A 12156-nucleotide genomic window follows, 5' to 3' on the forward strand; every position below is an offset into this window, starting at 1 on the left:
GTTGCAGAGTGTTGCTTTCATGGCATGGCAGGACGTCAGCTGACGACAATCTGCGGCGCACCTTCCTGTAACTGGCCAATGATCGCGGCATGGTCGAAACCGGCAGCCCGGAAAGCGGCCAGTACGGCAGGAGCCTGCTCGGCCGCCACCGCGACCAACAGGCCGCCACTGGTTTGCGGGTCGGCCAGTACGCGCTGCTGCCAGTCGGGCAGGCCCGCGGCAAAGCGGACATGCTGGCCAAAACTGGCCTGATTGCGTTCGATGGCACCGGGGCCGTAACCTTGCTCGGCAAACGGGCGCGCAGCCGGGATCAGCGGCACCGCCGCCATCTCCACCTGTGCTTGCAGCCCGGAGCCCTTGCAGATTTCCAGCAGATGACCCAGCAAGCCAAAGCCGGTGACATCGGTCAGCGCATGGACGCCCGCCATGCCGGCCAGCGTGGCGCCCACCTTGTTCAGCTGGGTGGTGGTGGCGATCAGCGCCTGATAGCCCGCCTCATCCAGCACGCCCTTTTTCATGGCCTGCGCCAGAATGCCCACCCCCAGCGCCTTGCCCATGATCAGCACATCGCCGGCGCGGGCATCGCAATTGCGCTTGAGCTGGTCGGGATGGACCACCCCCAGCGCCACCAGGCCGTAAATCGGCTCGGGGGAATCAATGGAATGACCACCGGCAATGGGAATGCCGGCATCGGCGCAGACGGCCTGCCCGCCATCGAGAATGGCGCGGATGGTGGCGACGGGCAGTACATTGACCGGCATGCCGACAATGGCCAGCGCCATGATGGGCGTGGCACCCATGGCATAGATATCGGACAGCGCATTGGTGGCGGCGATGCGGCCAAAATCAAAGGCGTCATCGACAATGGGCATGAAGAAATCGGTGGTGGCAACAATCGCCTGCTGATCGTTGAGGCGGTACACTGCGGCATCGTCGCTGGTTTCCGTACCGACCAGCAGTTGCGGGAACACCATTTTCTCCCGTGCCGTGGAGAGGATGGATTCCAGTACCGCAGGGGCAATTTTGCAGCCACAGCCACCGCCGTGGGATAATTGCGTCAGTTTGATTTCAGCCATTTCAGGGCAACTCCCACCATGCTTTTCAAGGTCGCGAAACTATCACAGCTGGCCGAGTTTGACGAGATCATCGACGTGCGCTCGCCAGCCGAATTCGCCGAAGATCACCTGCCGGGCGCCATCAATTGCCCGGTGCTGGATGACGAAGAACGTATCCGCGTGGGCACCCTCTACAAGCAGGTCAGCCCTTTCGAAGCACGCAAGCTGGGCGCCGCGCTGGTGGCGCAGAATATCGCCCGGCACTTGCAGCAGCATTTCCATGCCAGGCCAAAATCCTGGAAGCCGCTGATCTACTGCTGGCGCGGTGGCCAGCGTTCGGCATCGATGGCCATCATCTTCAGCCAGATCGGCTGGAACACCCACCAGCTGGAAGGCGGCTACAAAAGCTATCGCCATCAGGTGCTGGCCGATCTGGCCAGCCTGCCGGCCACGCTGCGGCTCAAGGTTATCTGCGGCCCCACCGGCTCGGGCAAGAGCCGCTTGCTGCATGCCCTGCAGCGTAACGGCAAGCAGGTGCTGGACCTGGAAGCCCTGGCCGTGCATCGCGGCTCGGTACTGGGACGGCTGCCCGACCAGGCACAGCCCTCGCAGAAATGGTTCGACAGCATGTTGCGGCTGGCCATGTTGCAGCTGGACCCGGCCCGCCCGGTATTCATCGAATCCGAAAGCCGCAAGATCGGCACGCTGTGCCTGCCGGACAGCCTGTTTTCCCGCATGCATGCCAGCGAATGCCTGAGCATGGAAGTGGCACTGGCCGAACGCGTGCACTTCTTGCTGGAAGACTATGATTTCTATCTGCAGCAACCAGACAGACTCGTTACTCAGCTAGGCTTTCTCAAGGCGGTCCATTCACGCGAGCAGCTGCAGCAATGGCAGGACATGATTGCACAGGGCCAGTTTGCCAGCCTGGTGGAGCAATTGCTGGTGCAGCATTACGACCCCTTGTATGTCCGCTCGATGAACCGCCACTACACCCATTTGCAGCAATCGCAGTTGCTGACGGTGCCCGGCCTCAGTCCGGCCCTGCTGGATGCGGTCGCCAGTGCGATCCGCGAATAAGAACATTCCTTACAAGTTTTATCAGCAACAGCTGCAATCTTTTCCATATAATCTGGCGCAAGCCCTGCCACAGACAGAGTAGAATGGCCGCTTTCGCTATCGCATTCATCACGCAGCCGGCATGAGCTCATACGCACAACTCGATTGGCTGGATGGCCAGCCCGTCTCGGTCGCCTTTGGCGATGTCTATTTCTCCCGTAACAGCGGGCTGGAAGAAACCCGCCATGTTTTCCTCCGGCACAATCAGCTGGCCGAGCGTTTTGCCGCCCTGCCGCCCGATGGCCAGTTCAGCATCGGCGAAACCGGCTTTGGCACCGGACTCAACTTTCTCTGTGCCTGGCAACACTTCCTGCAACATGCCCCTGCCACGGCCCGGCTGCACTTCATCAGCGCGGAAAAATACCCGCTCACCGCACAAGACCTCAGCCAGGCGCTGGCCTTGTGGCCAGAGCTGGCCAGCCAGGCGCAACAGCTGCTGCGCCAATACGATGTGCTGAGCCATGGCTGGCACCGCTTTGTGCTGGAGGGCGGCCGCATCCTCCTCACCCTGCTGGTGGGCGATGTGCTCGAGGTACTGCCTCAGCTGGATGCCCGCATCGATGCCTGGTTTCTGGATGGTTTCGCCCCGTCGAAAAACCCGGACATGTGGCAGGCCGAGCTGTTTCAGACCATGGCCCGGCTGTCCGCCCCAGGCGCCACCTTCGCCACCTTCACCTGTGCCGGCCTTGTCCGCCGCGGTCTGAAAGAAGCGGGTTTCAGCGTCAAAAAAGTACCAGGCCACGGCCAGAAGCGCGAGATGAGCTGCGGCCAGCTGGTCACGCCCCCCGCGCCGGCATGGACGCCCCCCTGGTATGCCCGCCCGGCAGCGCAGGCCGGGCAGGAGCGCTCGGCCATCGTGGTGGGGGGCGGCATTGCCGGTGCCTCCACCGCCTACAGCCTGGCCCAGCGCGGCTGGCAGGTGACACTGGTGGAACGGCTGCCCCAACTGGCGCAGGCTGCATCGGGCAATCCGCAGGGCGTGCTGTATGCCAAGCTGTCGCCACACTTCACCCCGCTGACCCGACTGGTATTGTCTGGCTATGCCTACTCCTTGCGCCTGCTCCATCAATTGCTGGAACAAGGCGAGGAGTGCTGGCGCGCCTGTGGCGTGCTGCAACTGGCGCAAGACGACAAGGAAGCCGCACGACAGGCACAGCTGGCCGCCACCGGCCTGCCCGATGGCCTGCTGCGCCTGGTCAGCCAGCAGGAAGCCAGCGCCATCGCCGGCTTGCCGCTACCCGCTGGTGGACTGTTTTTCCCGCAGGGCGGCTGGCTGAATCCGCCCAGCCTGGTACATGCGCTGTGCAGCCATCCCAATATCCAGCTGCGTACTTCCAGCACGGTGCTGGAGCTGGACTGGAACCCGCTGGAACAATGCTGGCTGGCCAGCAATGAAGATGGCCCGCTGGCCATGGGCAGTGCCGTCATTCTGGCGGCGGCGGCAGACACGGCACGCTTTGACAGCACCAGCCACCTGCCGCTGAAAGCGATTCGCGGCCAGGTCAGCACGGTAGCGGCCACGGCGGCCAGCAGCCAGTTACAAACCGTCCTGTGTGGCGAAGGCTATATTTCGCCGGCACGGCAGCAGCAGCACTGTCTGGGGGCCACCTTCAAGTTCGAGGCAGACAATCTGCTGCCCAACGAAGCGGAACACCAGGAAAACCTGGACATGCTGGCAGGGCTGGCTCCGGCCATGCATCAGGCCGTGGGTGCGGCGGAGCTCAAGCTGCAAGCCATCGGCGGGCGCGCCGCCTACCGCTGCACCAGCCCGGATTACCTGCCGCTGATCGGCCCGGTGGCCAATCGTCGCCAGTTTGCCGAGTGCTATCGCGAACTGGCCAACGACGCCACACTCAAGCTGGATAGCACCTCGCCCTGGATCAGCGGCCTGTACGTCAACACCGCCCATGGTTCACGCGGCATGATTACCGCACCGCTGTCTGGCGAAATCCTGGCCGCCTATCTGGACAATGAAGCGGCGCCGCTGCCGCAGGCGCTGATGCAGGCGGTGCACCCCAGCCGTTTCCTGCTGCGCAAGCTGATACGCAAGCAGGACTGATCAGCCCCGTAACAAGCCATGCTCAAGCCGCAATGGCCTGCTCGATGGCCTGACGGATATCATCCGGAATGGCCACCGGCACACCCGCCTGATAATCCACCCACACCAGCGTCACGTCGGCATAGGCATACACGGTGTCCGGATCACCCTGGCGATAGAAATGATGGCGTAGCTGCAGGCTGCTGCGGCCCAGCTTTTCCAGCTCGATGGTGATTTCCACCACTGCGGGATAAGTCAGCTGCTTGCGAAAGGTGCAGGAAGTACTGGCCAGCACCGGGCCGGTGCTCTGCGGATTGATGCCATGCCCCAGCGCCTCCAGCCAGTTCAGGCGGATCTGCTCCAGATAGCGGAAGTAGTAGGTATTGTTGAGATGACCGACCGCATCCATATCGCCCCAGCGCATGGTGATGGTCTGGCGATCGATGATGGGATAGGATTTTTCCAAGACAGCGCTCCTTACGTTAACGTCATGTTGTGTTGCATCATAACGCTGCCGTCAAAGTCCGTCACAAAAAAACCATGCAATTACACCAGAACACCCAGCCGGAACCCGACATACTGCCGCTGCTGCCGACGCATTGTCCTGATACGACGGCAGCATGACTGTCAGCCAACGGTGGAGGAACTGATCCCCGCGCCTGCTGGCTGCCAGTCACCTGAGCGAAGGTGCAAGCTGGAGCCCCGCCCCCCCAAGGCCGGGGCTCGTTTTTTAGATGGCAACCCTCCGCGGCCACCGGGCCAGCCGCTGCGATTTTGTTGGGCACTTGCCGCTTGTGCTACTGTAGCGCCAGACGGGAGCCACAACATGCCAGCCAGAAAAACCGAATCCCCCCAGCAAACCCTCACCGCCACCGCCACCGACACCCTGCGCCAGCGCATTCTGTCCGGCGAATGGCCGGATGGCACCCAGTTGCGGCAGGAAGCGCTGTCACGCGAACTGGGTGTCAGCCGGGTACCGGTACGTGAAGCCTTGCGCCAGCTGGAAGCCGAAGGACTGGTACGCATCATTGAACGGCGTGGTGCCGTGGTCAGCCAGCTGTCGCTGCCGGAAATCGTCGAACTGCTGCGGGTACGGGTGCTGCTGGAATGCGACATGCTGCTGGAAGCCATACCCCGCCAGACCGCAGCGGACATCGCGGCCGCCGAAGCGCTGCTGGCGCGCTTTGAGGTCGCGCTGAACAATCAGGATGTCGCCACCTGGGGCCTGCTCAATGCCAGCTTCCACCTGGCGCTGTATCAGGCGGCAGGCCGGCCGCAAACCCTGGCCCTGATCGAGCAATTGCATAACCGCACCGACCGCTACACCCGCATGCAGATTCTGCTGACCGGCTTTAACGACCGCGCACATCTGGAACACAACCACCTGCTGGAATTATGCCGCCAGAAAGACGCCATCAGCGCTGCCGCCTTTCTCAAGCAACACATCATGCATGCCGAAGAAGCGCTGGAAGCCTGGTATCTGGCCCACCACAGCCCCCCCGGCAAGCAAGGCAGGCGCAAGCCACGCCCGGCGGCAAACGCGGACTGAACCTGTCGGACAGACAATGCAAAAGAGCCGCGGGCAGCGGCTCTTTTCATTGCAGCAGGCAGTACGCGAATCCCTGCACTACATGACCAGCTTGGCACCCACCACGGCCAGCATCACCGCCAGCGCCGGTCGCAGCCAGGCATCGGTCAGGCGGCGGGTCAGCTTGCTGCCCAGCCAGATGCCCGGCAAGGAGCCCATCAGCAGATTCAGCAGCAGCATGTAGTTGAGATTGCCCATGCTGGCATGGCCCAGGCCGGCAACCAGGGTCAGCGGCACCGCATGGGCGATTTCCGTACCGACCAGGCGGGTGGTGGGCAAGGCCGGATAGAGCAGGAACAAGGCCAGCGTACCCAGCGCACCGGCGCCGATGGAACTGAGGGTGACCAGCACCCCCAGACCCATGCCTATCAGTACGGTTGGCAACGGTTTCAACACGAACTCGGCCGGCGGGTGGCCCTGCGGATTGATCAGCTTGATCAGGCGGGGCTTGAGCAGGATGGAGGCGGCAGTCAGCAGCAAGGCCACGCCCAGCACCAGCTTGAATACCGAATCCAGCGCATGGCTGGACAGGTGCAGCCAGGACAGCAGGCCCAGCGTCAGCAGCGATGCCGGCACACTGCCGGCAGCCAGCCAGGCCGTCAGCTTCCAGTCGACATGCTTCTGCTTGTGATGGACGAACACGCCACCGGCCTTGGTCAGCGCGGCATACAGCAGGTCGGTGCCGACCGCGGTGGCTGGCGAAATGCCAAACCACAGCAAGATTGGGGTCATCAGGGAACCACCCCCTACCCCGGTCAGTCCGACGATAAAGCCCACCACCAGACCAGCCACTGCGTATCCCAACTCCATGACAGCTCCAAACTAAGTTCTGGCGCTATCCTACTGCACACAACATATAACAAACTAGATTGTTTGATTTAATCAATATTCGATATAAGTCTATACGGCACCATAGCCAGCACTGGCCGGCAATTCAGCAGCAAATCTGCTAAAAATAACCATAGCTAGTGAAGACTGTCGCGGCAAACACACAACATTTTGCGTATTGCGCGACGTTTCAGACTTTACAAATGTTTGAAATACAGTCAAGTTTTAATGGTTGGCACAACCGACCGCATGTGATGTACCCAATCTGGAGGTGCAAGGATGATTTCCCGTATTCCTCTCAGTGTCCGCCGCAAGCAGGCACGCGACCAGCATGAAAGTTTTCTGTACGCGGTGGCAAAACCGCAATTGAGCGATACCGAACGCTGCCGGCAGCAGAAAGTACGCCAGCGCGCCCATGACCGTGATGACGCCCGCTTCATGGCGGAGCGCAGCGAAGACGATCTGTTCTAGCGCTGCCGCGCAGCCTCATCACCCGCCCCTGCCAAAGCGCCACTCTCTTGGCGCTTGCTGCCTTTTTTGTCGTCAAATCCCCCGTTTTCTGCCGGCTGCTGCCCTGGTGCAGCAGCATTTGCAGCGTCTTTATAGTTTCTTTACCCCCCCTCCTGGCTTTTTATCAGGTTTTTGACATCCGATTGCGTACCTTTCACTGGCACATATCGCCTCGTAAAGGAAATGCAAAATGGATTTGGTCTATCTTGGCCTGACTCTGGGATTCACTGCGCTGACGCTCGCTTTCGTGCGGCTCTGCCAGCACGCGGAGGGCAAATAGCCATGAACCTGTTCTATTTCATCAGCGCCCTGCTGGCCCTGGGCTTGCTGGCCTATCTGCTATACGCACTGTTCAAACCGGAGAATTTCTGACATGAGCACACCTGCCATTCTCCAACTGGGTTTGTTCCTGCTGGTCTTGCTGGTGCTGGCCTGGCCCTTGTCCAGCTGGATCACCCGCATCATGCAGGGTGAAAACCCCGGTCCGCTGCGCCTGCTCGCACCGCTGGAAAAACTGCTCTATCGCCTGGCAGGCATTCGCCAGGACGAGGAAATGGGCTGGAAGTCCTACGCGGTTTCCCTGCTGGTATTCAATTTGCTGGGGGTTCTGGCCGTGTACGGGCTGCAGCGCCTGCAAGGCGTGCTGCCCTTCAACCCGCAAGCCATGGCGGCAGTGACGCCTGATTCGTCCTTCAACACCGCCATTTCCTTTGTCACCAATACCAACTGGCAAGGCTATGGCGGCGAAACCACCATGAGCTACCTGACCCAGATGCTGGGGCTGACGGTACAGAACTTCCTGTCCGCCGCAACCGGTGCCGCCGTGGTGATTGCGCTGATTCGCGGCTTTGCCCGTCACAGCTCGGCCCGGATAGGCAATTTCTGGGTCGATGTGACCCGCTTTACCGCATATATCCTGCTGCCGCTGTCGCTGGTATTCGCGCTGGCACTAACCCAACAGGGCGTCATCCAGAACCTGCTGCCCTACCAGACAGCGCATACCGTGGAAGTCACCCATTTCCAGCAGCCCAAGCTGGATGCCAAGGGCAACCCGGTCAACGGCAAGGATGGCAAGCCGGTCATGCTGGATAGCCAGACCCAGCAGCAGACCCTGCCGATGGGCCCGGTCGCCTCGCAGGAAGCCATCAAGATGCTGGGCACCAATGGCGGCGGTTTCTTCAATGCCAACTCGGCCCATCCTTATGAAAACCCGACACCGCTGTCCAACTTCCTGCAAGACCTAGCCATCTTCCTGATCCCGGCAGCCTTGTGCTTTGTCTTTGGCCGCATGGTGGGTGATCGCCGTCAGGGCTGGGCCATTCTGGCCGCGATGCTGGTGATGTTTGCCACCGCGGTGGTGGTGGAAACCAGCGCCGAGCAGGCCGGGGTGCCGCAACTGAGTGCGATGGGCGTGGACCAGCAGGCCAGCAGCCTGCAGGCCGGTGGCAATATGGAAGGCAAGGAAAGCCGCTTCGGCATCATCGATACCGCGCTGTTCACCGTGATCACCACCTCGGCCTCCTGCGGTGCGGTGACTGCCATGCATGACTCGCTCACCCCTATCGGCGGCCTGGTGCCGACCTTCCTGATGCAGCTGGGTGAAGTGGTCTTCGGCGGTGTGGGTTCCGGCCTGTACGGCATGCTGGTCTTTGCCATCCTGGCGGTGTTCATTGCCGGCCTGATGGTGGGGCGCACGCCGGAGTATCTGGGCAAGAAGATTGAAACCTATGAGATGAAGATGACGGCCATCACCATTCTGGTGACGCCGATCCTGGTGCTGGTGCTGACCGCCATTGCCGTCAGCGTGGATGCCGGCAAGGCAGGCATTGCCAACCCCGGCGCCCATGGTTTCAGCGAAATCCTCTATGCCTTTACCTCGGCTGCCAACAATAACGGCAGCGCCTTTGCCGGCCTGTCTGCCAATACGCCGTTCTACAACATCATGACCGGCATCGCCATGTTCTTTGGCCGCTTCCTGATGATTGTGCCCATCCTGGCCATTGCCGGCTCGCTGTCTGCCAAGAAACGCCTGGCGGTCAACAGCGGCACCCTGCCCACCCACGGCCCGCTGTTCGTGGTGCTGCTGATCGGCACGGTGTTGCTGGTGGGGGCGCTCAACTACGTCCCGGCGCTGGCGCTGGGTCCGGTGGTGGAGCAGCTGCAAATGGTGAGCGGACATTAATCCTGGGCGTGGATACGCAACAGGATCAAGGAAAACAATATGAACGATCGCAATCATTCCAATGTGTCGGCTGCTGCCAACAGCGCAGCCAGCCAGCACGGCAAACCGGGCAAGGGCATGTTTGACCCGGCCCTGCTGCAACCGGCCATCATCGATTCTTTCAGGAAACTGTCGCCACGTACCCAGTGGCGCAATCCGGTGATGTTTGTCGTCTATGTAGGCAGCATCCTCACCACCGCCCTGTGGCTTCAGGCGCTGGCGGGCAAGGGCGAGGCCGCACCCGGCTTCATCCTGGCCATCGCACTGTGGCTGTGGTTTACCGTGCTGTTTGCCAACTTTGCCGAAGCACTGGCCGAGGGCCGCAGCAAGGCCCAGGCCGCCAGCCTGCGCTCGGCCAAGAAAAACGTGGTGGCGAAAAAGCTGTCCGGCCCGCGCCGCGACGCTGGCGTCACCATTGTCGATGGCCACAGCCTGAAAAAGGGTGACATCGTGCTGGTGGAGGCCGGCGATGTCATCCCGGTGGATGGTGAAGTCATCGACGGCGTGGCCTCGGTGGACGAATCCGCCATTACCGGCGAATCGGCACCGGTGATCCGCGAATCCGGCGGTGACTTTTCCTCGGTCACCGGCGGCACCCGCGTGCTGTCGGACTGGATCGTGGTGAAAATCACGGCCAATCCGGGGGAAACCTTCCTCGACCGCATGATCGCCATGGTGGAAGGCGCCAAGCGCCAGAAAACACCCAATGAAATCGCCCTGACCATCCTGCTGGTGGCACTGACCATTGTCTTCCTGATCGTCACCGTCACCCTGCTGCCCTACTCGCTGTTCAGCGTGGAGGCGGCCAAGGCCGGTTCGCCCATCAGTATCACCACCTTGGTGGCGCTGCTGGTCTGCCTGATTCCCACCACCATCGGCGGCCTGCTGTCGGCCATTGGCGTGGCGGGCATGAGCCGCATGATGGGGGCCAATGTGATTGCCACCTCCGGCCGTGCCGTGGAAGCGGCAGGCGACGTGGACGTGCTGCTGCTGGACAAGACCGGCACCATCACCCTGGGCAACCGTCAGGCTTCGCAATTCGTGCCGGCGCCGGGCGTGAGCGAACAACAGCTGGCCGATGCGGCCCAGCTGGCCTCGCTGGCGGACGAAACCCCGGAAGGGCGCAGCATCGTGGTACTGGCCAAGCAGAAATTCGCCCTGCGCGAACGTGAACTGGCCAGTCACGAAGCCACCTTCATCCCGTTTACCGCGCAAACCCGCATGAGCGGCATCGACTACGATGGCCGGCAGATCCGCAAGGGGGCCATCGATGCGATTCGCCGTCATATCGCCGAGCAAGGCGGGGTCTTCCCCGATGCGCTGAGCAAGAGCGCCGATGAAGTGGCGCGGCGTGGTTCCACCCCGCTGCTGGTGGCCGAAGGCAACCGCGCGCTGGGGGTGATCGAGCTCAAGGACATCGTCAAGGGCGGCATCAAGGAGCGCTTTGCCGAGCTGCGCCAGATGGGCATCAAGACCATCATGATCACCGGCGACAACCCGCTGACCGCCGCCGCCATTGCCGCCGAGGCCGGCGTGGACGATTTCCTGGCCGAAGCCACCCCGGAAGCCAAGCTCAAGCTGATCCGCAGCCATCAGGCCGAAGGCAAGCTGGTGGCCATGACCGGCGATGGCACCAACGACGCGCCGGCGCTGGCCCAGGCCGATGTGGCGGTGGCCATGAATACCGGCACCCAGGCAGCGAAAGAGGCCGGCAATATGGTGGATCTGGATTCCAACCCCACCAAGCTGATCGAAATCGTGGAAATCGGCAAACAGATGCTGATGACCCGCGGCTCGCTCACCACCTTCTCCATCGCCAACGACGTGGCCAAGTACTTCGCCATCATCCCGGCGGCCTTTGCCAGCACCTATCCGCAGCTGAATGCGCTGAACGTGATGGGCCTGAACAGCCCGGCCTCGGCCATCATGTCGGCGGTGGTGTTCAATGCGCTGATCATCGTGGTGCTGATTCCGCTGGCCCTCAAAGGGGTGAAATACCACGCCAGAAGCGCGGCCGAACTGCTGCGCGGCAATTTGCTGATCTACGGCCTGGGCGGCCTGCTGCTGCCTTTTGCCGGCATCAAGCTGATCGACATGCTGCTGGGCAGCCTGGGCCTGGTGTAAACCGGCCCGCCCACACAAGGAACTCATCATGCTCAAGACTCTGCGACCCGCACTGCTGCTGTTTGCCATCCTGTCCCTGCTGACCGGCCTGGCCTACCCGCTGCTGACCACGGCCCTGGCCCAGGCGCTGTTTCCACAGCAGGCCAATGGCAGCCTGATCGAAAAAGATGGCCGGATCATCGGCTCCCGCCTGATCGGTCAGAACTTTAGTGCTGACAAGTATTTCTGGGGCCGGCCATCCGCCACCAGCCCCATGGCCTACAATGCCGGCAATTCTGGCGGCTCCAACCTCGGCCCCACCAACAAGGCCCAGCTGGATGCGGTCAAGGCCAATCTCGACCACCTGCGCCAGGCTCATCCCACGCAGACCGCCACCGTGCCGGTTGATCTGGTCACCGCATCGGCCAGCGGCCTGGACCCGGAAATATCGCTGGCTGCCGCCTATTACCAGCTGGAGCGTGTCGCCCACGCCCGCGGCATGCCGCTGGCACGGCTGCACCAACTGGTGGATGATCACATCATTGGCGAAACCTTCGGCCTGCTGGGAGAACCCAGGGTCAACGTGCTGGAACTGAACCTGGCCCTGGATGCGGTGAAGTAAAGCCGCGGCCGGTTTGATCCGCGCATCCGCTCCCGGCCGGATGCGCTGCGCCATCGCCCTGCCCCTTCCGGG

Annotated in this window: 11 protein-coding genes; 8 read left to right on the forward strand and 3 right to left on the reverse strand. The window is 62.0% G+C overall.

The annotated features are described in order from the left end of the window. Positions 1–35 precede the first annotated feature (35 nt). On the reverse strand, positions 36–1076 hold the full coding sequence (selD, locus tag DFR38_RS02855) for a selenide, water dikinase SelD (RefSeq protein ID WP_059285181.1): 1041 nt from the start codon (positions 1074–1076) through the stop codon (positions 36–38). A gap of 18 nt (positions 1077–1094) precedes the next feature. On the opposite strand from selD, the gene mnmH reads away from it, so the two are divergent. Both mnmH and mnmC read left to right on the forward strand, forming a co-directional pair. Further along, complete coding sequence (mnmH, locus tag DFR38_RS02860) at positions 1095–2135, forward strand: tRNA 2-selenouridine(34) synthase MnmH (protein ID WP_110312959.1); 1041 nt, start codon at positions 1095–1097, stop codon at positions 2133–2135. Between the two features lie 121 nt (positions 2136–2256). After that, positions 2257–4233 carry a bifunctional tRNA (5-methylaminomethyl-2-thiouridine)(34)-methyltransferase MnmC2/FAD-dependent 5-carboxymethylaminomethyl-2-thiouridine(34) oxidoreductase MnmC1 gene (gene mnmC / locus DFR38_RS02865; RefSeq protein WP_110312960.1) on the forward strand — a complete coding sequence of 659 codons (1977 nt, stop codon included), beginning with the start codon at positions 2257–2259 and terminating at the stop codon, positions 4231–4233. 22 nt (positions 4234–4255) lie between these two features. Here mnmC and DFR38_RS02870 read toward each other — a convergent pair whose 3' ends face one another. Continuing rightward, complete coding sequence (locus DFR38_RS02870; protein ID WP_059285180.1) at positions 4256–4678, reverse strand: acyl-CoA thioesterase; 423 nt, start codon at positions 4676–4678, stop codon at positions 4256–4258. Positions 4679–5038: 360 nt separating this feature from the next. Here DFR38_RS02870 and DFR38_RS02875 point away from each other — a divergent pair, with 360 nt between their 5' ends. Continuing rightward, the gene (locus DFR38_RS02875; protein ID WP_059285179.1) at positions 5039–5761 is read left to right on the forward strand and encodes a GntR family transcriptional regulator; all 723 of its coding nucleotides are present in this window, start codon (positions 5039–5041) and stop codon (positions 5759–5761) included. Between the two features lie 78 nt (positions 5762–5839). Here DFR38_RS02875 and DFR38_RS02880 read toward each other — a convergent pair whose 3' ends face one another. After that, complete coding sequence (locus DFR38_RS02880; protein ID WP_059285178.1) at positions 5840–6610, reverse strand: sulfite exporter TauE/SafE family protein; 771 nt, start codon at positions 6608–6610, stop codon at positions 5840–5842. A gap of 297 nt (positions 6611–6907) precedes the next feature. On the opposite strand from DFR38_RS02880, the gene DFR38_RS02885 reads away from it, so the two are divergent. From DFR38_RS02885 to kdpC, 5 genes are all read left to right on the forward strand, one after another. Continuing rightward, positions 6908–7099, forward strand: a complete 192-nt coding sequence (locus DFR38_RS02885) for a hypothetical protein (RefSeq protein WP_059285177.1) — start codon at positions 6908–6910, stop codon at positions 7097–7099. A gap of 321 nt (positions 7100–7420) precedes the next feature. After that, on the forward strand, positions 7421–7510 hold the full coding sequence (kdpF, locus tag DFR38_RS02890; RefSeq protein WP_110312961.1) for a K(+)-transporting ATPase subunit F: 90 nt from the start codon (positions 7421–7423) through the stop codon (positions 7508–7510). Between the two features lies 1 nt (position 7511). Continuing rightward, entirely contained in the window at positions 7512–9320 is a 1809-nt protein-coding gene (kdpA, locus tag DFR38_RS02895; RefSeq protein WP_059285176.1) for a potassium-transporting ATPase subunit KdpA, read from the forward strand. 39 nt (positions 9321–9359) lie between these two features. Further along, positions 9360–11483: a potassium-transporting ATPase subunit KdpB gene (gene kdpB, locus DFR38_RS02900; protein WP_425320042.1), complete on the forward strand. Its 2124-nt coding sequence runs from the start codon at positions 9360–9362 to the stop codon at positions 11481–11483. A 28-nt stretch (positions 11484–11511) separates the two neighbouring features. Then, positions 11512–12084, forward strand: coding sequence for a potassium-transporting ATPase subunit KdpC (gene kdpC, locus DFR38_RS02905; RefSeq protein ID WP_059285175.1), 573 nt, complete (start codon positions 11512–11514; stop codon positions 12082–12084). Positions 12085–12156: the final 72 nt, after the last annotated feature.

It is taken from the genome of Aquitalea magnusonii, assembly GCF_003202035.1.
Classification (GTDB): domain Bacteria; phylum Pseudomonadota; class Gammaproteobacteria; order Burkholderiales; family Chromobacteriaceae; genus Aquitalea; species Aquitalea magnusonii.

What these genes read in the sequence shown, in the direction of transcription:
- DFR38_RS02880 (WP_059285178.1), bottom strand. Translation starts at nt 6,610, where the DNA reads ATGGAGTTGGGATACGCAGTGGCTGGTCTGGTGGTGGGCTTTATCGTC.
- kdpC (WP_059285175.1), top strand. Translation starts at nt 11,512, where the DNA reads ATGCTCAAGACTCTGCGACCCGCACTGCTGCTGTTTGCCATCCTGTCC.
- kdpA (WP_059285176.1), top strand. Translation starts at nt 7,512, where the DNA reads ATGAGCACACCTGCCATTCTCCAACTGGGTTTGTTCCTGCTGGTCTTG.
- mnmC (WP_110312960.1), top strand. Translation starts at nt 2,257, where the DNA reads ATGAGCTCATACGCACAACTCGATTGGCTGGATGGCCAGCCCGTCTCG.
- kdpB (WP_425320042.1), top strand. Translation starts at nt 9,360, where the DNA reads ATGAACGATCGCAATCATTCCAATGTGTCGGCTGCTGCCAACAGCGCA.
- DFR38_RS02875 (WP_059285179.1), top strand. Translation starts at nt 5,039, where the DNA reads ATGCCAGCCAGAAAAACCGAATCCCCCCAGCAAACCCTCACCGCCACC.
- kdpF (WP_110312961.1), top strand. Translation starts at nt 7,421, where the DNA reads ATGAACCTGTTCTATTTCATCAGCGCCCTGCTGGCCCTGGGCTTGCTG.
- mnmH (WP_110312959.1), top strand. Translation starts at nt 1,095, where the DNA reads ATGCTTTTCAAGGTCGCGAAACTATCACAGCTGGCCGAGTTTGACGAG.
- DFR38_RS02885 (WP_059285177.1), top strand. Translation starts at nt 6,908, where the DNA reads ATGATTTCCCGTATTCCTCTCAGTGTCCGCCGCAAGCAGGCACGCGAC.
- selD (WP_059285181.1), bottom strand. Translation starts at nt 1,076, where the DNA reads ATGGCTGAAATCAAACTGACGCAATTATCCCACGGCGGTGGCTGTGGC.